Source organism: Cryobacterium sp. Y11 (assembly GCF_002929535.1).
Lineage (GTDB): Bacteria > Actinomycetota > Actinomycetes > Actinomycetales > Microbacteriaceae > Cryobacterium.
On sequence record NZ_PJJO01000058.1, the window covers coordinates 219,471 to 241,520 of the forward strand.

15 protein-coding genes, 1 tRNA gene and 1 other RNA gene are annotated in these 22,050 nt (G+C 64.5%); 13 read left to right on the forward strand and 4 right to left on the reverse strand.

Going from position 1 to position 22,050, the window contains the following annotated elements:
- Positions 1-30: 30 nt before the first annotated feature.
- Positions 31-118, reverse strand: a tRNA-Ser gene (locus CXY75_RS13095).
- A 120-nt stretch (positions 119-238) separates the two neighbouring features.
- Here CXY75_RS13095 and ffs point away from each other — a divergent pair.
- From ffs to CXY75_RS13115, 3 genes are all read left to right on the forward strand, one after another.
- An RNA gene (gene ffs / locus CXY75_RS13100) (signal recognition particle sRNA small type) lies at positions 239-335 on the forward strand.
- Positions 336-575: 240 nt separating this feature from the next.
- Positions 576-2,786, forward strand: a complete 2,211-nt coding sequence (gene pta, locus CXY75_RS13105) for a phosphate acetyltransferase (RefSeq protein ID WP_104083333.1) — start codon at positions 576-578, stop codon at positions 2,784-2,786.
- Complete coding sequence (locus tag CXY75_RS13115) at positions 2,783-4,117, forward strand: acetate/propionate family kinase (protein ID WP_146069468.1); 1,335 nt, start codon at positions 2,783-2,785, stop codon at positions 4,115-4,117. Before pta ends, CXY75_RS13115 begins: the two co-directional genes overlap by 4 nt.
- Positions 4,118-4,349: 232 nt before the next feature.
- Here CXY75_RS13115 and CXY75_RS13120 read toward each other — a convergent pair whose 3' ends face one another.
- Entirely contained in the window at positions 4,350-5,258 is a 909-nt protein-coding gene (locus CXY75_RS13120) for a type IV toxin-antitoxin system AbiEi family antitoxin domain-containing protein (RefSeq protein ID WP_104083241.1), read from the reverse strand.
- Positions 5,259-5,532: 274 nt separating this feature from the next.
- Between CXY75_RS13120 and CXY75_RS13125 the strand changes: the two genes are divergently transcribed.
- From CXY75_RS13125 to CXY75_RS13160, 8 genes are all read left to right on the forward strand, one after another.
- Positions 5,533-8,313 carry a DNA polymerase III subunit gamma and tau gene (locus CXY75_RS13125; RefSeq protein ID WP_104083242.1) on the forward strand — a complete coding sequence of 927 codons (2,781 nt, stop codon included), beginning with the start codon at positions 5,533-5,535 and terminating at the stop codon, positions 8,311-8,313.
- 3 nt (positions 8,314-8,316) lie between these two features.
- The gene (recR, locus tag CXY75_RS13130) at positions 8,317-8,916 is read left to right on the forward strand and encodes a recombination mediator RecR (protein ID WP_104083243.1); all 600 of its coding nucleotides are present in this window, start codon (positions 8,317-8,319) and stop codon (positions 8,914-8,916) included.
- Between the two features lie 220 nt (positions 8,917-9,136).
- Positions 9,137-10,414 (forward strand): aspartate kinase, encoded by a 1,278-nt coding sequence (locus CXY75_RS13135; RefSeq protein ID WP_104083244.1) that lies wholly within the window; start codon positions 9,137-9,139, stop codon positions 10,412-10,414.
- Positions 10,415-10,469: 55 nt separating this feature from the next.
- Complete coding sequence (locus tag CXY75_RS13140; RefSeq protein ID WP_104083245.1) at positions 10,470-11,546, forward strand: aspartate-semialdehyde dehydrogenase; 1,077 nt, start codon at positions 10,470-10,472, stop codon at positions 11,544-11,546.
- Positions 11,547-11,591: 45 nt separating this feature from the next.
- Positions 11,592-12,029, forward strand: coding sequence for a diguanylate cyclase domain-containing protein (locus CXY75_RS13145; RefSeq protein ID WP_199182453.1), 438 nt, complete (start codon positions 11,592-11,594; stop codon positions 12,027-12,029).
- Positions 12,030-12,070: 41 nt separating this feature from the next.
- Complete coding sequence (locus CXY75_RS13150) at positions 12,071-13,651, forward strand: cell wall metabolism sensor histidine kinase WalK (protein ID WP_104083247.1); 1,581 nt, start codon at positions 12,071-12,073, stop codon at positions 13,649-13,651.
- 22 nt (positions 13,652-13,673) lie between these two features.
- Positions 13,674-14,831 carry a diguanylate cyclase gene (locus tag CXY75_RS13155; RefSeq protein WP_104083248.1) on the forward strand — a complete coding sequence of 386 codons (1,158 nt, stop codon included), beginning with the start codon at positions 13,674-13,676 and terminating at the stop codon, positions 14,829-14,831.
- A 114-nt stretch (positions 14,832-14,945) separates the two neighbouring features.
- Positions 14,946-15,299 (forward strand): hypothetical protein, encoded by a 354-nt coding sequence (locus tag CXY75_RS13160; RefSeq protein ID WP_104083249.1) that lies wholly within the window; start codon positions 14,946-14,948, stop codon positions 15,297-15,299.
- A 45-nt stretch (positions 15,300-15,344) separates the two neighbouring features.
- Here the strand turns inward: CXY75_RS13160 and CXY75_RS13165 are convergent, their stop codons facing one another.
- Positions 15,345-16,223, reverse strand: coding sequence for a response regulator transcription factor (locus CXY75_RS13165; protein WP_104083250.1), 879 nt, complete (start codon positions 16,221-16,223; stop codon positions 15,345-15,347).
- A gap of 76 nt (positions 16,224-16,299) precedes the next feature.
- Here CXY75_RS13165 and CXY75_RS13170 point away from each other — a divergent pair, with 76 nt between their 5' ends.
- Both CXY75_RS13170 and CXY75_RS13175 read left to right on the forward strand, forming a co-directional pair.
- Positions 16,300-17,778: a malate:quinone oxidoreductase gene (locus CXY75_RS13170; protein ID WP_104083251.1), complete on the forward strand. Its 1,479-nt coding sequence runs from the start codon at positions 16,300-16,302 to the stop codon at positions 17,776-17,778.
- Positions 17,779-18,150: 372 nt separating this feature from the next.
- Positions 18,151-20,349: a PQQ-binding-like beta-propeller repeat protein gene (locus CXY75_RS13175; protein ID WP_158251201.1), complete on the forward strand. Its 2,199-nt coding sequence runs from the start codon at positions 18,151-18,153 to the stop codon at positions 20,347-20,349.
- 330 nt (positions 20,350-20,679) lie between these two features.
- Here CXY75_RS13175 and CXY75_RS13180 read toward each other — a convergent pair whose 3' ends face one another.
- The gene (locus CXY75_RS13180) at positions 20,680-22,050 is read right to left on the reverse strand and encodes an ABC transporter substrate-binding protein (RefSeq protein ID WP_104083253.1); all 1,371 of its coding nucleotides are present in this window, start codon (positions 22,048-22,050) and stop codon (positions 20,680-20,682) included.

Here is a 22,050-nt window from a genome sequence, read left to right on the forward strand (position 1 = left end):
GCGCGCAGCAACGCGCTGCGCTTATTGGTGTGGCGGAGAATGGGGGATTCGAACCCCCGAGGGCTTTCACCCAACACGCTTTCCAAGCGTGCGCCATAGGCCACTAGGCGAATTCTCCTGGCCGCCGTTCTACAAAGCAACGGCACCAGAGAATCTTACCTGTTTCCAGCGGATGCTGTCGCCACCCGCGCAAACCACCCTCGGTTGGTCTCGACCAGCGTCGTGCCCTAAACTGAAGTTCGGCTCCTCGCGTGGCGCCACCCAGGCCAATTCCCCTAGGACGGAAACGTAGCAAGGGTAACCGGGCTCTGGCGGGTGCGCGAGGAGTCTTTTCTGTACCCAGAGCTCGCACCGGTAACCGGAACTTAGCCCCGACGCCAGCATGCGCGACGAGCTCGACCCGCCTGCCGAGGCCGCCATCGCCCAACGCGACCCGTCTGCGAAACCCGGCCATCCGCTGGTCGCTACACCCCCAACCGCCATCGAGCAGCCCCATCTCGGTATAGCGTGGAATACGACTTACCTCTAAGTTTCCGCCGACGCACTCCCAACTTGAATACGTTTGAATGGACACCGTGGCTCGCAGCATCTATATCACCAGCGCAGAAGGCAATACCGGCAAGTCGAGCATCGCCCTCGGCGTGCTTGACACCCTCACCCACCTCGTCGAGCGGGTCGGCGTGTTCCGACCGGTCGCCCGTACCGCTACCGAGCCCGACTATGTCGTCGAGCTTCTCCTTGGCCACTTGCAGGCGAACGCCGGCCCCGGCACCGCCGCCGTCCAAACCTACGAGCAGAGCATCGGTGTCAGTTACGACGACGTTAACACCGATCCAGACGCCGCCCTGGCCGCGATCGTTGCGCGGTACAAAGCTGTCGAAGCCAACTGCGACACCGTCGTCGTTATCGGCAGCGACTACACCGACGTCGGCAGCCCCACCGAGCTCGCCTTCAACGCACGCATCGCCGCCAATCTCGGTGCCCCAGTGCTGCTCGTGCTCGGCGGCCGCGTCGGTCCCGGCGAGGGTGAACGTCTCGGCCAGAGCGACGCCCGCTCCGCCGTAGATATTGGCCAGCAGACCGACGTGGCGCTCGCGGAATTGCGCGACGAACACGCATCCGTTCTGGCGATCATTATCAACCGGGCCGACGAGAACGCCCTGCCGCAGATCATTGAAGCCGTGCGCGCCACGACCAACGCTCAGCCGGCGCGGTCGGGCGGAGCCTTCGGCGTGCCGATTTGGGCCATTCCCGAAGACCCCTATCTCGTTGCCCCGAGCATGCAGAGCATCATGGAGGCCACAGAGGGAACCCTGATGAAGGGCGACCCCGCCCTACTCGCCCGCGAAGCGCTCGGCGTTGTCGTGGCCGCCATGTCGATGGTCAACGTGCTCCCGCGCCTCATTGAGGGCGCCGTCGTTGTTGTTCCCGGCGACCGGGAAGACGTGTTGCTCGCCGTGCTGTTGGCCAACGCTTCCGCGACGTTCCCGTCAATTGCCGGCATCGTGCTGAACGGCGGCTTCGAGCTGCCCGACGCTATTCAACGCCTGATGGAGGGCCTCGCTCCCTCGCTGCCGATCATCAGAACTGCGCTCGGCTCGTACGACACGACCATGCGCATCACGCGCACCCGCGGGCGCCTCGCCGCGGACTCGCAGCGCAAGCACGACACAGCGCTGGCGCTGTTCGAGACCCACGTCGACGCATCCGCTCTGCTCGACCGGCTCGATGTCAGCCGGGCCGAGGTCGTCACGCCGCTCATGTTCGAGTACGCGCTACTCGAGCGCGCCCGGCAGAACCGCCAGCACATCGTACTGCCGGAGGGCGAGGATGACCGCGTGCTGCGCGCCGCCGCTACCCTGCTGGCCCGCGATGTGGTCGAGCTGACGATTCTCGGCGAGGAGTTCGAGGTGCGCTCGCGCGCGATCGGCCTCGGCCTCGACATTTCCAAGGCCAAGGTCGTGAGCCCGTACGACGATCTGTTGCGCATCAAGTTCGCTCAGGAATATATGCAGTTGCGAGCACATAAGGGAATCACGCGCGACCAGGCCAATGAAACCGTCACCGATGTGAGCTATTTCGGCACCATGATGGTGCAGCTTGGCCTCGCCGACGGCATGGTTTCCGGCGCGACGCATACGACCGCGCACACTATTCGGCCGAGTTTCGAGATCATCAAAACGCAGGCCGGTGTCGGAGTGGTATCGAGCGTGTTCCTGATGGCGCTCGCTGATCGGGTGTTGGTCTACGGCGACTGCGCCGTCATCCCGGTTCCGACTGCTGAGCAGCTCGCGGACATCGCCATCTCGGCCGCGGCGACGGCGGTGCAGTTCGGCATCGAGCCGCGCATCGCGATGCTGTCGTACTCCACCGGAACCAGCGGCGAGGGCGCCGACGTCGACAAGGTGCGCACCGCCACTGCGCTCGTCCGCGAGCGCCGGCCCGACCTGCTGGTCGAGGGTCCCATTCAGTACGATGCAGCAGCGGATGCCGCGGTCGCCGCCACCAAGATGCCCGGTTCCACCGTGGCTGGCCGCGCCACCGTGTTCATCTTCCCCGACCTCAACACCGGCAATAACACCTACAAGGCTGTGCAGCGAAGCGCCGGCGCTGTCGCGATCGGACCTGTTCTGCAGGGCCTGCGCAAGGCGATCAACGATCTCTCGCGCGGCGCGCTCGTGCAGGACATTGTGAACACCGTGGCGATTACGGCCATCCAGGCGGCCGGGCTGACGGATGCCGCGACCCCGGCTCTGGACGCAACTCCGGCCGGAGCAACCCGATGACCGCGGTTCTCGTCGTCAACTCGGGGTCGAGTTCCTTTAAATACCAGCTGATTGACATGGACACCGAGACCACCCTCGCGAGCGGTCTGGTCGAGCGTATCGGCGAGCTCATGGGGCACTCGTCGCATTCGGTTGCTTCGGGCGTAGCTGCTTCGGTGGCGTCGGGCGCGGGTGTCGATATGACTTCTTTGATAGCGTCGAGCGCAGCTTCGAGCACGGCGACGCGCGTGATGACCAGCCTGGTGGCGCAACCGGCGACGCAAACAGAGGTTGCGGCATCCGCTTCACAAAAATGGAAGCGCGAACTTCCCATCCCAGACCACACCGCCGGATTCGCGGTCATGCTGGAGGCGTTCGCCACCCACGGTCCCTCGCTCGGCACCCACCCGCCGGTCGCGGTGGGGCACCGGGTCGTGCACGGCGGGGCCCGGTTTCACGAACCCACCCTGGTCACGCCGCAGGTAGAGCGTGACATTGACGAGTTAGCAGCGCTTGCTCCGCTGCACAATCCGGGCGCGTTGCAGGGTATCGTGGCCGCCGAGATCGCTTTTCCCGCTGTGCCGCACGTGGCCATTTTCGACACGGCCTTTCACCAGACTCTCCCGCCCGAGGCGTTCACCTATGCGATCAACGCGGACCTGGCCGAGCGGTTTCGAATCCGGCGCTACGGGTTTCACGGCACGAGCTACAGCTTCGTCTCGCGTGCCGGTGCGGAATTTCTCGGCCGGAAGCTTACCGACCTGAACCAGATTGTGCTGCACCTCGGCAACGGAGCATCGGTTTGTGCCGTGCGCGGCGGCCAATCGGTGGAAACGAGCATGGGTATGACCCCGCTCGAGGGGCTCGTCATGGGTACCCGCTCTGGCGACATCGACGCCGGCGTGCTCTTTCACCTGCACCGCCGTGCTGGTCTCGACATTGACGATCTCGACACCCTGCTCAACCGCGGGAGCGGACTGCTCGGCCTCACCGGTCGCGGCGATATGCGCGACGTGATCATGGCCGCCGAGGCTGGCGACGGTCCATCCCAGCTCGCGATTGACGTCTACGTGCACCGGCTCAAGCACTACGTTGGCGCCTACTTTGCCCAGCTCGGGCGGGTCGACGTGATCTCGTTCACGGCGGGGGTCGGCGAGAACGATCCCATGCTGCGTGCTCGCACGCTCGGCGAGCTCGAGGCATTCGGCATCCGTATCGACCCGGCACGCAATGCCGCCACCGATCGCGGCCCGCGCGTTATCAGCACGGACGACTCCGCGGTCACCGTGCTCGTTATTCCCACCAACGAAGAGCTGGAGATCGCCCGCCAGACCCTCGCCACGGTGCGCTAGCTCGCCTGGCCCGCCTGGCCCGCCTGGCCCGCCTAGCCCGCCTGGCTCGCGCCTGGCTCGCGTAGCTCGCCTGGCTCGCGTAGCTCGGGCAGCCTCGTCGCGCCTGGCTCGCGCCTGGCTCGCGTCCGCCCGCCGGTCGCTGGTACGTAATGCCGGTAAATCTGGGACGCACCGAGCGGCCATGGCCTCATGCCCGGCGTGTCGCGAATATTGCCGGTGTTACGTGCGCGACTTACCACCACGGCTCGTTCTGGCCGCGCAATTGGCGACCGCGATGGCGATCCCGGACCCATCGTGCGTCAGCAACCGTGCGTTCGATAGTCGCGAGCGTCGTCTCCCATTCATACATGATGTGGCGGTAGGACAATCGAAGGGTTCGGCGGCCCAGCCCCTCGACCATGAGGTCTCGGTCGTAATCAGAGATGAATTTGGTCGCCCCGTGCCACTGCCTGCCATCGATCTCGAGTGCGACACAATCGTCAACGACGAGGTCCTCGTAGATCGAGCCGACTCTCGCCTGCGCGACGACGGCAAAGCCGCGATGGCGCAGCCGTCGTCGCGTCAGAGTCTCGAGCCCGGAGTCTGCCGTGTCCTCCATCTCCCGAATGCCGGGCTGAAGTCGTGCCGGTGCGAGCACGCAGAGGTGGTGTACTTGCGAGGCGGTGAGGAACTTGAGATGGAGTGCCGATTCCAGACATGCGATGGCGTGTTCTTCGTTGAGACAATGGATAGCCTGCCAGACGGCTTCCACGGGGTCGACCATCCACGACGTTCCGGCAAGAGCGAAGCGCGGCTTTGCTCCGTGAAAATGAAGACTTCGCCCGCTCGGGTCGGCGCTCGGGCGCGCGGTCTCGCCGCCCCCGCGGGCATCCGCTGGACGCATCAGGTGGAGTGCCGAGTCCACGCCGCACCACACATCAGACCGATGCACGGCACTGACGCAGGCAATTTGGGCGTGCAATGCCGCGGCTTGACGTTGCTCGGCATCGGCGTGTTCGCAGACATAGGTGCCGCGAGCGGCCCTGGCGATAAGGCCGAGGTGCAGTGCAGCCCGAATTTCCCGCGCGCTCACGCCGCTCCGAAATAGTTCGTCGGTCGTGGCGACATGACCGAGTGAGCAAATCAACTGAAGTGGGCGCATGCCGAGATGATGCCGGCTCCGACTCGGCTGCGAGGTTCGGTCGGCAATTCTGGGGAGAAACGGATGCTGCGCCCGGCTGGGGAGGAGACATCCGTTGGGTAATACCGGTAAAAATCGTGACACGCCGGTGCTCAATGCGCCGTCAGACGGCGTGTCTTAGATCTACCGGTTTTACGTACCGCGATAGACAGGGTCGGGCGCTGTCGCTGCGGGCGCGTAGCGCGTGACGAATCGGCGCGGCCGAGTGTCGGTGGGGGCAAGTACCATTGGAAGCGTGGTTACCGCCCTGTATCGCCGCTACCGGCCAGAGACCTTTGCCGAAATGATCGGTCAGTCCCAAGTGACTGATCCGCTGATGACGGCGCTGCGCACAAACCGGGTGAATCATGCCTATTTGTTTAGTGGTCCGCGCGGCTGTGGCAAGACGACGTCGGCGCGCATTCTTGCGCGCTGCCTCAATTGCGCCGAGGGTCCAACTGACACTCCCTGCGGTGTCTGCCCCAGCTGTGTTGAGCTGGCCCGTGACGGTGGCGGCTCCCTCGACGTCGTCGAGATCGACGCGGCCAGCCACAACGGTGTCGATGACGCCCGCGACATTCGCGAGCGTGCGATCTTCGCGCCCGCCCGTGACCGCTACAAAATCTTTATCCTCGACGAGGCGCACATGGTGACGCCGCAGGGCTTCAACGCCCTGCTCAAGATCGTCGAAGAGCCGCCGGAACACGTGAAGTTCATCTTTGCGACCACCGAACCCGAAAAGGTGATCGGCACCATCCGTTCGCGTACTCACCACTATCCGTTCCGGTTGGTGCCGCCGGGGCCGATGCTCGAATACGTGCAGCAGATGTGCGACGCCGAGAAAATGATTGTCGCGCCCGGAGTGCTGCCGCTCGTTGTGCGCGCCGGCGGAGGCTCGCCGCGCGACACCCTGTCGCTGCTCGACCAGCTCATGGCCGGGTCCGACGGGCAGTCGATTGAGTACGAGCGCGCCGTGGCGCTGCTCGGTTACACCAGCGCGTCACTGCTCGACGAAGCCGTCGAGGCCATCGGCGCGCGCGATGCCGGGGCAGCATTTGACGCCGTTGACCGGGTTATTCAGACCGGGCAAGATCCGCGCCGGTTCGTTGAAGACCTCCTGGAGCGGATGCGAGACCTCATTATCGTCGCGGCCACGAGCGTCGCCGGCGCCGCAGCGGTGCTGCGCGGAGTGCCACAAGACGAGCTCGAACGCATGAGCGTACAGGCCTCGGCGTTCGGACCGGCCGAGCTCTCGCGCACCGCCGATATTTTGAACGCCGCGCTCACTGAGATGAGCGGGGCTACCTCGCCGCGCCTGCACCTCGAGCTGATGATCGCCCGCGCGCTGATTCCCGCGAGCGATGACACGACGCGCGGTGCGCTCGCCAGAGTCGAGCGCCTCGAGCGTCGCATCGGAGTCGACGGATTCACTGCGCCCGCTGGTGCCGCTGGTGTGCCCGCCGGTGGTGCCGCTGCCGTGCCGGTTGGTGCATCCGCCGCTGCGCTCGCTGGGGCCGCGGCTCGGCCGGCTGCCACCGGCGCGAGTTCCCCAAATGGCGATCTCGGCACGCTCGATCACCGGGTGGGAACGTCAGTCCCACCCGCCACGGCCCCGCGGGCTGGCGGCTTCGCCGCTCCCGCCTCTCAGCTGCCGTCCGCCGTGAGCTCGGCCGAGCCAGGGTCCGCTTCGCCGTCCGCAACCGGAGCGACCTCCGCCCGTCCGCTTGCCGAGCCCGCCATCCCAGCAACGCAAGCTGTCCGCTCTGCCGTGGTCCCCGGAGCCCCGGTCTCGCTGCAGCAGCTCAAGGACGCCTGGCCGGAGATTCTCGAAGCAGTAAAAACAGAGAAAACGACCGCGTGGCTCGTCGTCTATACCGCGCACGTACTCAGTCTGAACGGCGACGTGCTCGCCCTCTCGTTCCCGAGCCATGCCGATGTCGAGAGTTTCAAGCAGCAAAAGGTCCCCGGAATGGGAACCAGCGACTTCTTGCGCACCGCAATCGTCGCGGTGCTCGGACTCCGGGTCAAGTTCATCGCGCGCGTCGACACCGGTCGCGAGATTTCTTCACCGAGCGCGTCATCGTCGGGCGACTCGACAACGGTCGCCGCGGAGCCTGCGCCAGCTGCCCCGACGCGCGAGTTGACTGACAGTGCGGCGGCGTCTGCGTCAACCGAACCGACTTCGGCCGAGCCCGACCTGGTTGGGACTGCATCCCCCGCAACGACGGTGCACGCGCCCAACGGAACGGAATCGGTCGTGCCGCTCGCGCCCAACGCGCCCCCGCCAACCGAAATCGCTCCCGACCTCGCCGCGTCACCCGCGCCCCCGTCAACGGAAGTCGCGGCCGCCGCTGGGCGAGAAGCGACGCCGCCCAATGCAGCACCGGCTGGTGTGTCACCCGTGGCGAAGTCGACCAGTGGGTGGGCCACGGTGGCCATTCCCGGCTCGCCCAACGGTCCGGCGCTACCCATTGTTGCCGACGACACAACGGATGCCCCGGGCACTGCCGCCCCCGCCGGTCAGCTACCGAACGCTGCCCCGTTCCCGCCGTCGACGGCCGTGCCGTCGCCAGCTCCGCGGCGCCAGGATGAGCCGCCGTTCGACGATGTGCCCCCGCCGTTTGACGACGATGATGCGCCGCCCGAGATGGACGCACCCGCCGAGGAACGCGTGCCAAACTACGAGGCGCATGTTGAGGCATCCGCTTCGCATCCGCGCGCGGAGCAGGGTCGACAGCCTCAGAACTCGGGCCAGCCCGCCGTGGGTCAGCAGGGTTCCGGCCAGCCGGCCGCCGGCCAGGCCGCTGCCGGTCAGCCCGCTGTGGGCCAGCAGGCATCCGGTCAGCAGGGCGGGTCGGCCCAACGCCAGCATCCGAATGCTTCCGGCCAGCGCGACAGTGCGAAGGACCGGTCGCGCGCGCCATCGTTCGCCGAGAAGCAGCGCTATGGCGAAGCCGTCGTGCGCGAGATTCTTGGTGCGACTTTCATCGAGGAACAGCCCTATTCCGCAGCACCCCGAACCAGAAACGACCACTAGACCATGTATGAAGGCATCGTTCAGGAACTGATCGACGAGCTGGGCCAACTTCCCGGAATCGGACCGAAGTCGGCGCAGCGCATTGCGTTCCACATCCTGCAGACCGAGAAATTCGACGTGACCCGGCTCGCCAACGTGCTGCTCGAAGTGCGCGACAAGGTGCGTTTCTGCGACATCTGTGGCAACGTGTCCGAGCAGCCGACCTGCCTGATCTGTCGCGATCCGCGTCGTGACCCCACCTCGATCTGCGTGGTCGAAGAGGCGAAAGACGTCGTCGCGATCGAACGAACCCGCGAGTTCAAGGGCTTGTATCACGTGCTCGGCGGAGCCATCAGCCCGATTGACGGCGTCGGCCCCGACGACCTGCGTATTCGCCAGCTCATGCAGCGCCTCGCCGACAACACCGTTCAAGAAGTCATCATCGCAACAGACCCCAACCTTGAGGGGGAGGCCACCGCGACGTACCTCTCGAGGCTGCTCACAACGCTTGAGATCAAGGTCACGCGCCTCGCATCCGGGCTGCCGGTCGGCGGCGACCTCGAATACGCCGACGAGGTCACCCTGGGCCGAGCCTTCGAGGGCCGCCGCGAGGTCAACCACTAGCCAGAACCGTCCTCCACCGGTCGCCGCCCCTCGCGCCATCGTCCTATTTCCCGGGCCCGGCGACCCAAGGTAGGCCCAAGGCCCCAACCCGGGCGCTGGCTAGCGCGTGTCCCCATGCCGCGCACCGTCACATGGCACCCACCCGCTGGCACCAGCATTTAGGATGGGAACTTGGACGCGGCCCAGCAACCGGTCGGCGACACCCCATCTCAGGAGTCACATGAGCTTGATCGTGCAGAAGTTCGGCGGGTCATCCGTCGCCGATGCCGAAAGCATCAAACGTGTCGCCAAACGCATCGTCGATACCCGCAAGGCCGGTAATGAGGTCGTCGTCGCCGTCTCTGCCATGGGCGACTCCACCGACGAACTGCTCGACCTCGCCCACCAGGTCACGCCCCTGCCAGCTCCGCGCGAGCTCGACATGTTGCTCACCGCTGGCGAACGCATCTCGATGGCGCTTTTGGCAATGTCCATCAAAAGCCTCGGCTACGACGCCCGCTCCTTCACCGGCAGCCAGGCCGGCATGATCACGGATGCCCGCCACGGCTCGGCGCGCATCGTCGACGTCACGCCCGGACGCATCCGCTCGGCCCTCGACGAGGGCGCCGTCGCCATCGTCGCCGGGTTTCAGGGCTTTAGCCGCGACACCATGGACATCACGACCCTCGGACGCGGCGGCTCCGACACCACGGCCGTTGCCCTCGCCGCCGCCCTCGACGCCGATATATGCGAGATTTACACGGATGTCGATGGCATCTTCACCGCCGACCCGCGCGTCGTTCCCCACGCCCGCAAACTAGAGCGCGTCACGAGCGAAGAGATGCTCGAACTCTCGGCCGCTGGAGCCAAGGTTCTGCATATTCGCGCAGTGGAATATGCCCGGCGCCACGGCGTCACGCTGCACGTTCGTTCCTCGTTTAACAACAACACTGGCACCATCGTGTACAACGCCGTGACCGCGCGAGAAAATGGAGAAATTGTGGAAGAGCCCGTCATCGCTGGAATCGCCGCCGACCTGAGCGAGGCGAAGGTCACCGTCGTCGGAGTTCCCGACATTCCAGGCAAGGCCGCCCTGATCTTCAAAATTGTGGCGAAGACGAATGCCAACGTCGACATGATCGTGCAGAACGTGTCGGCCGCGGCGACCGGGCTCACCGATATCTCGTTCACGCTGCCCAAGTCGGAAGGCCAGCAGGTGTTGACCGCGCTGACTAACGAACAGAGCCGCATCGGGTTCGCCGGCCTGCAATACGACGACCAGATCGCCAAGCTTGCCCTCGTCGGTGGCGGTATGCGCACCAACACCGGCGTCTCGGCGAAGCTGTTCGAGGCACTGTACGAGGCTGGAATCAACATCGAGATGATCTCGACCAGTGAGATTCGCATCTCGGTCGTCACCCGGGCCGACACCATCAACGAAGCCCTCCGCGTGGTGCACACCGCGTTCGGGCTCGACGGAGAGGCCGAAGCCGTCGTGCACGGCGGCTCCGGCCGCTAGCTGGCAAATCTGCCGACTGAATCAGCCACTCCCCGAACGACGTTAGGAATCACACGTGACCACCACAGTTAGCACAGCCGGAATCAACATCGGCGTCGTCGGTGCCACCGGACAGGTCGGCGCAGTGGTGCGTCGCCTGCTCGAGGAGCGCGATTTTCCGGTGAAGAGTATCCGCTTCTTCGCGTCGGCCCGCTCGGCCGGCACCACCCTCACCTTCCGCGGCGAACCGATCACGGTCGAAGACGCCTCCCTCGCCGATCCGACCGGCCTCGACGTCGCGATCTTCTCGGCCGGTGCGACCCTCTCCAAGGCGCAGGCTCCCCGCTTCGCCGCGGCGGGCGTGACCGTCGTCGACAACTCGTCGGGCTGGCGCATGGACCCGAACGTTCCCCTCGTCGTCAGCGAGGTCAACCCCGAAGCCATCAAGCTCGCCGTCAAGGGCATCATCGCCAACCCGAACTGCACCACCATGGCGGCCATGCCCGTGCTCAAGGTTCTGCACGATGAGGCCGGACTCAAACGCTTGATCGTGAGCACCTACCAGGCGGTCTCCGGAAGTGGCCTCGCTGGAGCTTTCGAGCTTGCCAGCCAGGTGCGTGTCGCCGTGCAAGATGAAAACCTGTTCCAGCTCGTGCACGACGGCAGCGCCGTAGCCCTGCCCGAGCCCACCATTTACGCCCGGCCGATCGCGTTCGACGTGATTCCGCTGGCTGGCAGCATCGTCGATGACGGCCAGTTCGAGACCGATGAAGAGAAGAAGCTGCGCAACGAGAGCCGCAAGATTCTCGGCTTGCCCGAACTGCTGGTCTCTGGAACGTGCGTGCGTGTACCGGTCTTCACCGGCCACTCGCTCTCGATCAATGTCGAATTCGACCGGCCGATCAGCGTCGCGCGAGCCGAAGAGCTGCTCACAACAGCTCCCGGCGTCGAACTGACTGACATCCCTACCCCGCTCGAGGCTGCCGGTAAGGACGCCAGTTTCGTCGGTCGAATCCGCCAAGATGAAGGCGTAGCGGATGGCCGTGGCCTAGCCCTGTTCATCAGCAACGACAACCTGCGCAAGGGCGCAGCCCTGAACGCCGTGCAGATTGCCGAGCTGATCGCCGCCGACCTGCCCATTGCCCTGGCCTGACGCCCACCCCCTCATTTGGGGGCACGTCGCGTAGACTTTGACTGCGTGAGCCGAAGTCGATTATCGGGCGTGTTGCAGCGCGTCTCCTTTGGCGTACTCGGGGTGCTGGGCCTCGTTTTTATTCCCATCACGATCGCCATTGTGCTCGCTGAACCCGGCACCAGAATTGCGCTCGCCGTCGCTGGTGGGCTCTGCGTTGCGGCCCTCGAAATCGCCTGGATTCGGGTCGGCAGCGTCGCGCATCGATCACCGACCATCACGGTACCCGTGCTGGCCGTGCCGGCACTGATCCCGGTCCGGCCCTGGCCGGCCATCAACGGCAATCGCGGTGACGCAGAGGCCACCGCGGCGCTGTTCATCGACCTCGACGCATTCAAACGCCTGAACGACACGCACGGGCACCAGGCCGACGACCTGGAATTCGGGGCGCAGGCCGTTCTGCCTGACCCAGTGCTCACGCCCGAAACGGGGGCCCAACCGTGATATCACGCCGCATACAGCCAGACCGGGCGCACCAGGAACGGGTGGAACGGTCCATCTTTATTACTCAACTTCTGGTCGGATCGGCGACGCTCGTGCTGACCGCCGTCGCGGGACTGGTCGATGATCAGCTCTTTTCCCAGGAGCTGTTTCTTGCGGGAATACTGATCATCTTCGCCACCACGGCGCTGTCCGCCGCTCTACCGTGGCGACGGCTGCCGAAGGGCGCGATCGCGGTTCTACCCGTGCTCGACCTGCTCGGGCTGGTCATCGCTCGCGAGGGCGAACCGCTGCTCGGCACGACCTTTCTGCTCGTGTTTCCGGTGATCTGGCTAGCAACGCACTTCGGCGCCCGCGGAGCGGCTGGCAGCGTTGCGCTTGCCACGATTCTGCTCTGGGGCGCTGGTTGGCTGCGCGGCGTACCGATGACCGCAGATGAAATTCCGCGGCTCGCGATTGTGCCGGTCATGCTCGCGTTCGTCGCGGCCACGACCTACACGACGACGAGGCGCGCGGCAGCGCAGTGGGTGCTGCTCACCCAGCAGTCGGAGCTCTTTGAGGGGGCGCTGCGTCGCTCGAGACGCCAGGAGAACACGCTCGACGCGATCTTCAACACCATCGACTTCGGCGTTGTCGGCTTCGACCGCCAAGCCAAGCCCAACTTCATCAATCGCGCCCAACGCGAGATGTTCTCCCGATTCGGGGTGAAAGATGGCCAACTCTCCTCGGTCGTGGTCTATCGCGATGACCATTTCACGCCGTACGCGGAGCAGGATCGCCCGTTTCAGCGGGCCATCCGCGGCGAGAGCGTCGACCGCGCCACCGTCTGGGTGGGTGAACCTGGCCACCAGTCCGCCGTGCTCATCTCCGCCACTCCCATCCTCGACGAGAACGAGAACTACGACGGCGGCGTTATGGTGGCCCGCGACGTGACCGCCGAGTTGCGCGCGATCAAGGCTCGCGACGACCTCGTGGCATCCGTGTCGCACGAACTGCGCACCCCGCTGACCTCGATCATCGGCTATCTCGAACTCGCGCTCGACGACGAGTCCCTCGACCCGTCCACCCGGCGCATGCTCGAGGTCGCGTCCAAGAATTCCGACCGGCTGCTGGCCCTGGTAGCCGACTTGCTGACCACCGCGTCCCAGCACGAGCTCGAGATCGTTCGGGGTTCCTGCGATCTGTCGGTGATCGTGACCGACGCAATCGAATCGCTGCGTGTGGTCGCGGCTGAACGGGACATCCGTTTCATCGTGTCTGCACGTGCACCGGTGCACCTTGAAGCGGATGCCCTCCGCTTGCGTCAGGTGATCGACAACTTGTTTTCGAATGCGATCAAGTACAACAACCATTCGGGAAGTATTACCGTGAGCCTGATCGAGGGCGCTACCGAGGTTGAACTGCGAGTCACAGACACCGGCCGCGGAATGACGCCGGGGGAGCAGATCAAACTGTTCGACCGGTTCTACCGGGCGGATTCGGTGCGCGGTTCGAGCGTTCACGGCACCGGGCTCGGGCTCAGAATCAGTCGCGACATTTGCCGCCAACACGGCGGCGACCTGCGGCTCGAATCGGCTTCGGGCCGGGGCGTTACGGCCATCGCGACATTACCGCGCGCATCATGAACGGCAACACGGGGGTAAGCCCATGAATTTGGACACGCACACACTGCTGGTACTCAACGGCATCGTTGTGGCACTATGTGGGGTCTCGTTCATCGTGAACACCGCGTTCAATCACGACGATTCCGTCGGCCGAATCTGGAGCATTGCCTTCATCGCGGCGATGGCGGTGACCATTGCGCACGGAGCTTCGGCCGGCGGGCAGACCCTGTGGTGGGCCGTCGTGTTCGCCAATGTGGCGTTGACTATCAGCGTCGGTTCGGTGTGGGCAGGGCTGCGTCACTACAACGGTCGCAGGCGCGCATTCTGGATGATCGTGGCCGTAGCAGCCATCGTGCTCGCGGCCACTCTGCTGCACGGAGCGCCGGCCGACCGCTGGGCTGGCACGGTCGAGTTGTGTTTGGGCATTGCGCTGCTGGCCACGCTCGGTGCCTGGGAAGCGATGCGCGGCCGGCTGCGCCGCAACCCGTGCGGCCGCATTTTGGCCTTCGTGCTCTGGATTGCGGCGCTTGCTGCGATGGGCAGGGCCGTGGCCTTCGCCCTCGATGGCACGACTTTTTTAAACTACTTCGGCACCGCCAACCTCACAGCGCTGAGCATCTGTCTGGTGGTTCCGCTAACCATCGCCGGGTCGGTATTGCGCGCGCAACAAGCGCAGGGGAGTGCCGTCGGCGACCAGACCGACGGCATCCACTCGGCAGCCGGAGTGCTCTCGGCCAGCGCGTTTCTGCAGGCGGCCGCCGACCACCTCGCTCGTGGCCACGACGCGGGAGCCGGGCTCGCGCTGATCGGCGCCGACATTGACAACCTGCCCGAGATCAATATCGCGTTCGGGCGGGTGGCCGGCGACGAGGCTATCGCCCGGTTCGCGAAGGATCTGCGCGCGGGCGCACCGGTGCTGTCGATCATCGGCCACCGGGCGAGCGGGCGGTTTCTCGTGCTGGCCGGCGTGGAATCGGCCGCCGAAGCACGCACACTGGCCGAACGCATTCGAACCACGCTCGTCGACGCGCCGCTGCAGCAGACCGCGCTGATTCGACTGACAGCGAGTTTCGGCATCGCAGACACCTTCGAGCGAGGCTACGACCTGACGGCGCTCGGCAGTGCGGTCAATGACGCCATTGCCGAGGTTCGTGGCCGTGGTGGCAACGACATTGCCGTGCACGCCTCGACCGGATCTTGATCAAATCTTGACGAGAAACCGGCTCACATCACTCCCATAATGGGGGCCAATCTGTCAGAGTTGACGCGTGAGATTCCGCTATCCTGACGCCGCCCCGACCAGCGGATGCCCAGCATGAGCCCGCTCGTCGACCCAGCTCCGCTGCACATTCTGTTCAGCCAGCTCGGGGGTGATCGGGCTGTTTGTAATCGCTTTGTCAACGACTTCATTGCCCTCTGGCAGGCCCGCACGCAGCGGCTTCGGGCGGCGCTGGCCACGGCCGATGTCGACGAGGCCGACGTCGTGCTGCTGAGCATCTGTGCAAGCAGTAACATGCTCGGCGCGGTTCGCCTGGAGCGCACCGCGTTTGCGGTGCACAGCGCTTTGAAGAATAACGATCTGTCCGGGTGTGCATTGCAGCTGCCGGGGCTGAGTGAGGTCGGTAACGACACCTGCCTTGCATTGTCGCAGCACATCGCTCGGGGGTAGGGGCTAGCCGCTTCGGTCTAAACCCTGAGCTCGAGGCAGGTACGGCTACGCCAGATCGCCCGGCTGGCCAGCGGCGAGTCGGTAGCCAACGCCGCGCACGGTTTCCAGCCAGCGCGGACTTGTGCTGCTGTCGCCGAGCTTGCGCCGCAGGTTACCCATGTGCACCTCGACCGCTCGCCGATCGGCCCCGTCGACCGGGTACGCGCTGGCATAGGCCTCGCCGCGCAGCAGCAGGGCGAGATCGTTCTTGCTGCGCACCGTGCGCTTGGAATCCAGCAGCGCAGCGAGCAGATCGAACTCCGTGCGGGTCACATCGAGCTGGGCGCCGGCGAGCTCCACGATGCGTTCCGCGGGATTGAGCTTGAGGCCGTTGTGGCTGAACCAGGCATCGGCCGGCTGGGCGGCGGTCTCTTCGCCCGGCGGCGGCGCGGAAACGGATGCTTCCACCACTGCCTCGGGGTTCGACACCGCAGTGGTCGACTGGGGTGTGCGAGCGTCAGCCGTCTCGACGACGGGGGATGCAACATCCGTTCTGACGGACTGTCGCGGGCGTCGCAGCATCGCCTCGATGCGGGCGCGCAGCTCGCGGGGGCGAAACGGCTTGGTGAGGTAGTCGTCTGCACCGGCGTCGAGGCCTTGAAGTGTGTCAATTTCGTCGTTGCGGGCGGTGAGCATGACGAGGTAGGTGGGGCTGAAGGCGCGAATGCGTCTGGCGGTTTCGAAGCCGTCGATGCCGGGCATACTCACGTCGAGGGTCGTCACGATCGGGTCGTTGGCGCGCACCGCAGCGATACCGTCGAGTCCGTTGCACGTGGGGATCGTCTCAAAGCCGGCCTGCGTCAGTACGGCCTCGAGCAGAGCGCGAATATCGGCGTCATCTTCAATGATGACGGCGACGCGACGGTCGGTGTTTTCAAACCCCATAACTTAAGTATCCCCTATTCGGGGGACTAGTTGGCGGCGGTCAGGGTCATCCACCGGCAGCGATACACTCGAAAGTGTGAATTCTCAGGGAACCGTCGACGTTGTACTCATTGGTGGTGGCATCATGAGCGCCACCCTCGGAACGCTCCTCAAGGAGCTGCAGCCCGACTGGCGCATTGAGGTCTACGAGCGCCTCGGTGAAGTGGCGCAGGAAAGCTCGAACCCGTGGAATAACGCCGGAACCGGCCACGCCGGATTGTGCGAACTCAACTACATGCCGCAGGCGCCCGACGGTTCGGTCACCGCCGACAAAGCCGTCGTGATCAACGAGCAGTTTCAGATCAGCCGTCAACTGTGGGCACATCTCGTTTCGAGTGGCGCCCTGCCGGAGCCAAATAAGTTCATCAATTCCACGCCGCATATGACCTTCGTGCACGGCAAGGCCAACGTGGAGTACTTGCGCAAACGTCACGCCGTGCTCGTCGGTCAGCCGCTGTTCGCTGGTATGGAATTCAGCGATGACGCCTCCAAGATCGGCACCTGGACCCCGCTCTTGACCCGCAAACGTGCGGCCGGCCAGAAGATCGCCGCCACCCGCATTACGAGCGGAACCGACGTGGACTTCGGCGCTCTCACCCGGTTCATGTTCGACAACCTCAAGCAGCAAGGTGTTGGCATTCACCTGAATGAGCAGGTTGTCGGCCTGGGGCACGAAGCGGATGGCACGTGGAACCTTAAATTGCTGCGTCAGGTCGGGCAGACCCGCAGCACGATCAACGCCCGCTTCGTCTTCGTCGGTGCCGGTGGCGGGGCTCTCGCGCTGCTGCAGCAGAGTGGAATTCCCGAGATCAAAGGCTTCGGCGGGTTTCCGATCAGCGGCCAGTTTTTGCGCACAACCAACCCCGAGCTGGTCGCTCAGCACCAGGCGAAGGTGTACGGCAAGGCGGCCAAGGGCGCGCCGCCCATGTCGGTGCCGCACCTCGATACCCGCGTGGTTGATGGCGAGATGTCGCTATTGTTCGGCCCATACGCCGGATTCAGCCCGAAGTTTTTGAAGTCGAGCACGTGGTTTGATCTGCCGTTCTCCATTCGCACGCACAACCTTGGGCCGATGCTCGCCGTAGCCAAGCACAACTTCGACCTCATGAAATACCTGGTTGGTGAGGTGTTTGCCTCACGAGCTGCCAAGCTGAAGGCACTCCGCGAGTTCATTCCCGCCGCGGTCCCTGACGACTGGGAACTCATCACGGCAGGCCAGCGCGTTCAGGTGATGAAGACGGATGCCAAGCTCGGCGGAGTGCTGCAGTTCGGCACCGAGGTCATCACCTCGAGCGACGGCTCGATTGCCGGGCTGCTGGGCGCATCGCCCGGTGCCTCAACGGCCGCGCCGATCATGGTTGACCTGTTGGCCCGCTGCTTCCCCGACCGCATTGACGGCTGGAAGCCGCGCATCCGCGCCATGATCCCCAGCTACGGCACCCGTTTGTCAGACGACCCCGCAGCCGCTGCTGCATCGCTCGCCGCGACCGCCGAGGTGCTGCACCTCAGTAACTAGCCTCCCGCGCTTATCGGTGACTCGCGCTTCACAATCCCGGGTCGAAAGGTCTCCGAGCCGGTTCTGACGACGGTCGCCGGCGGCGTAACTCCGGCCAGTGCCGACACCTAAAAGCGCGCCGCTGGTGCCCACTGTGCGCGCACATGGCGTGTGCTAGTTTTTAACAATGGACAATGTCGAAGACCGCTTGGGTATGTTCGATTTGTACTGTGTGCACTGAACAGCGATGGGGCGTTGCCGCGGATGCCCTCGTCGAGCTAGCCGGCTAATGCGAATTCAGAGAAGCACTCCGCCTCGGGCGCCTCTGCTCCGCGCACGGAACGGCGATGTCGATCACCGATTACTGACCCCATGACAGAGAGCCGAAATTCTATGCACGGAATCGTCATCCATTCGGATGGTCAGCCGGCCGCCGGCATCGCCGTCTCTACCGGAGCGATCGTCACCACGACAGGCGTGGACGGACGGTTCACCCTTCCGCGCCAGGATGAATGGGGCAACTTCATCACCATCAGCCGGCCGCGCGGATACACCGCAGCGCCCTGGTGGCTGCCCGTCACCGCCGACGACACAACCGAATACCGATTCGTACTGCTGACGGAGGAACAACCCCTCCCGTATGAGTTTCTCCACGTTACTGACACCCACACGACGACGCAGGCCGTCGTCGACGCCGGGTGGTACGACACCGCACTCTATTCCGAAGGTAGCCTCCCCGCGCAGATCACCGGCTTTTTCGACCGGCTGCACGAGCTCGCCCCCGACGCGCGCCGCATCATGATCACGGGCGACCTCGTCGACCACGGCTTCGCCGAAGAATTCGAAGCCTACATCGCGACCCTGGCTACCAGCCCGATCCCGGTCGATGTCATTCCCGGCAACCATGACCACATGAACGGCACCCACCAGAGCATCATCAGCCGCAACAACTACTTCACCCACGACGGCGACCCGACGCTGTACGAGGCCTACCTTGGACCACGGTGGTACAGCTTCGACGTCGCTGGTCTCCATGTGGTCGCCATGGACTGGCACTCCCACGAAATCGGCATCGACCACGCGACGCAGAACGCGTGGGTCCGCGCCGACCTCGCGCAGCTCGACCCGGGAGCTCCGTACATTCTGCTCTTCCACGACCAGCCGAGCGGCTCCATCGTTGACGAACTGCCCTGGCAGCCCGTTGCAGCGTTTTCCGGGCACTGGCATACCAGCCGGGTCGTCGATGTCAACGGCACCCTCCACGTCAACAGCCCGCCCACGTTCTTCGGTGGTCTCGACTACAGCCCTCCCGCTTTCCGCCACGTCACATGGGACGGTAGCAGCATCACCCTGCGCACCGAGACGTATTCGGACAGGCAGTCGCCAGCGCAGCTCGGAGACGTTGGAACCTCGACCTATGCGCCCACCCCGGTCAGCTCGACCAGCGACGCAGTGCTGTGGCAGGCCAGCATGGCGAGTGCCGGACATCGCCAATCCGCGGCGGTCGAAAACGGCGTCGTGTTCGTCGGCGGCCAGGTCGAAGACCGCCCCGCCGGCACCGTCGAAGCATTCGACGTGGCTACAGGGCGCCTCCTTTGGCGCAGCGTCACCCGTTCAGCGGTCAAGACGACCCCGGCCCCCGCGGGTGATGTCGTCATCGCCGTCGAAGTCTCCGGCGACCTCATTGCCCTCGACTCGGCCACCGGCGAGACCAGCTGGCGGCAGGCATCCAGGGACCCGCTTCGCCGCTTTGCGTGGGGTGCACCCACCGTCTCCGATGGAATTATCTACGTCGGTGACCAGTCTGACCTCCGCGCCATCGACGTTCAAACCGGGCAGACGCTGTGGCATCGTACGGATCTCTCCCCGCACCACAACCTGGTCAACCATGCCGCGCCGCTCATCGTCGGTGACCTTCTCATTATGGGATTCTGGCCAACCCCCACCGATCCGATCGGCCTCGATATCAGAACCGGCAAATCCGTGTGGGAACGATCCGACCTCGACACCACGGACACCTTCGAAGCGCTCAAAAAGCTGTTGATCATAGGAACCGCGGCCTACGACAGTGATCGCGACACCATCCTCATGCCAGCGCACGGGCAGACCTCCGCTCTCGACCGCGCCACCGGGCGCAACAGGTGGACCGCAGACCACGACGGTGGATTCAGCCCGGCCACACCGCTCGTCACGCCTGCCGGGTACCTTGTAACCGTCACCGGCCACGGAATCCGCATGCTCGACCCCGACACCGGGGCAACCATCTGGGACACCCCTGTCACCGGCGACGCACCGTTCCCCATGGGCTCCTATAAGAAGGCGGCACACCCGGTCATAGCCCCGCCAATCCTCGTCGAGGATCATCTTCTTCTGCCCGGTCTCGACGGCACAATCCGCAGCTATACCCTCGATGGTATCGAGCGCGAACGAACCCAACTCGCGTCACCGATCGCCGCAGCCCTTACGCGCGCCGGGGATAAGATCATTGCCGTTGGCACCGACGGGGTCGTGCTTGCCCTCGATATCGCCCGTCTCGCGCCGGCTGCGAAGGGCGCGCAGTCCGATCTGCAGTCCGACGTCGGCAACCGCTGAGCCATCAATCTGCACGACGGACGTACCGGCTCGCCGGGCCAGCGCGATCTGGGGCAGAGTGCCCCAGATCGCGCCAACGGCCACCACGTCGTCAGCGAGGCCTCTGGTGACGAGGTAGACGTCGTTAGAGCGCACCAGGGCGGCGGCGATATCGTGCGCTCACTGCTTGTCGGTAGTCGTCGCATCCTCTTCCGGGGCCGACGATTGCACTGCATTTCATCTGGCTCATTTTTCTCTCCGTTTCTGTCTCTCCTGACCGCGCAAAACCGCCCCGGGTACCGTGATGGCATCCGGGGCGGTTTTGCGCGGTAGTTCCTGGTTTGACGCCTACTACTTCACGCCAATCAGGGCGTTTGCCGCCTCTGCGGCGTCGTCGAGAGCCTGTTGGGGAGTCTTGATCCCCTTGAGCGCTGCCTCGATCTCTTTCGCGATGCGTTCGGTGATTTCTACGCTGCGATTGCCCGAGTATGTCGTCCACGGCTCGAGCCGCGGCAACTCTTCAATTGCCGGTTCACGAAGCGGCTGCGATGCAAGAAAATCTTTCAAGTAGCTACTGGACTCCCGTGCAGTTTTGTTGATGGGGAGGTACCCCGTTGATGTCGTGAGGCTTGTGGACGTCTCGGGAGATCCGAACTCGGCAAACACGGCGGCCGCGCGCTTCTGCGACGACTCATCTTTGGTGAGCATCATGATTGCTGCTCCTCCGGCTGCTAGCGGGGTAGGTGAGCCGTCAGCGCTTGGGAAGGTTGTGGTCCGCACGTCGAACGAGACCTGCGAAGTCACACTAGCTGCAACATTCGACGAGCCCACCCACATGCCGATTTTTCCCTCAGTGAAGGCCGTGAGAGCGTCTGGAGTGGGGGTGCTTGCTAAAACGGGGAACAGGCCGTTATCGGCGAGGTCAACCCATTCCGTAAGAGCTCTCACACCGTTTTCATCATTAAAAGCGACTTGAGTACCGTCGTCGGTGAGCATCGAGCCACCGCCACTGCGAACTTGCGACTGGAAGATCCATTGGTCGTTATCCCACGCATAGACGACGCCGCCGTGGCCATGGGCCACAAGGGCCTCCGCGGATTCTCGCACTTCGTCCCAGGTAGCGGGGGGCGTCGCCGGGTCCAGACCTGAGTCGATGAAGAGGTCGGCATTGAAATAGAGCATCGGGGCGCTTAGGGCGAGCGGCATCCCGTAAAGCTTGCCGTCGACCTTGCTCAGCGACAGCGCGGTCGGATCGATCGTGCTCAGGTCGACGCCCTCGCTCTCAATCAGCGCGTCGATCGGTTGCGCAATGCCTTGCTCAACGAAATTTGAGATCTGATTCAATGAAACCAGAGCGAGATCCGGCACGGTTCCGGCCGCTGCATCAGTGGCGATGCGTTGCGTGAGGTCGTTATACGTGTTGCCAATAGACTCCGCAGAAAGCGTGACATCGCCGTCCATACGTGCAGTGACATCCTCCATGGTCGTGGTGAACACGTCTGGCATTGTGTAGGACAAGGAGACCTCACCGCCCCCATCTACATTCTGGCCGGCGCCTGTGCTGGACGAGCAGCCGCCTAACGCCAGGGTCCCAATAACGACAATGGCCCCCGCCGCCGTCATCGTTAATTTTGTATTTTTATTCATATTTGCGGTCTCTTTTTCTTTATTGGGTGGGACTGTGGAAGGAAATGAGAAGTGTTTCACCCGCGCATCGACCAT

Coding starts and splice junctions, on each gene's coding strand:
- CXY75_RS13115 (WP_146069468.1), top strand. CDS start 2,783: ATGACCGCGGTTCTCGTCGTCAACTCGGGGTCGAGTTCCTTTAAATAC.
- CXY75_RS13135 (WP_104083244.1), top strand. CDS start 9,137: ATGAGCTTGATCGTGCAGAAGTTCGGCGGGTCATCCGTCGCCGATGCC.
- CXY75_RS13175 (WP_158251201.1), top strand. CDS start 18,151: ATGCACGGAATCGTCATCCATTCGGATGGTCAGCCGGCCGCCGGCATC.
- CXY75_RS13165 (WP_104083250.1), bottom strand. CDS start 16,223: ATGGGGTTTGAAAACACCGACCGTCGCGTCGCCGTCATCATTGAAGAT.
- CXY75_RS13180 (WP_104083253.1), bottom strand. CDS start 22,050: ATGGTCGATGCGCGGGTGAAACACTTCTCATTTCCTTCCACAGTCCCA.
- recR (WP_104083243.1), top strand. CDS start 8,317: ATGTATGAAGGCATCGTTCAGGAACTGATCGACGAGCTGGGCCAACTT.
- CXY75_RS13160 (WP_104083249.1), top strand. CDS start 14,946: ATGAGCCCGCTCGTCGACCCAGCTCCGCTGCACATTCTGTTCAGCCAG.
- CXY75_RS13120 (WP_104083241.1), bottom strand. CDS start 5,258: ATGCGCCCACTTCAGTTGATTTGCTCACTCGGTCATGTCGCCACGACC.
- CXY75_RS13155 (WP_104083248.1), top strand. CDS start 13,674: ATGAATTTGGACACGCACACACTGCTGGTACTCAACGGCATCGTTGTG.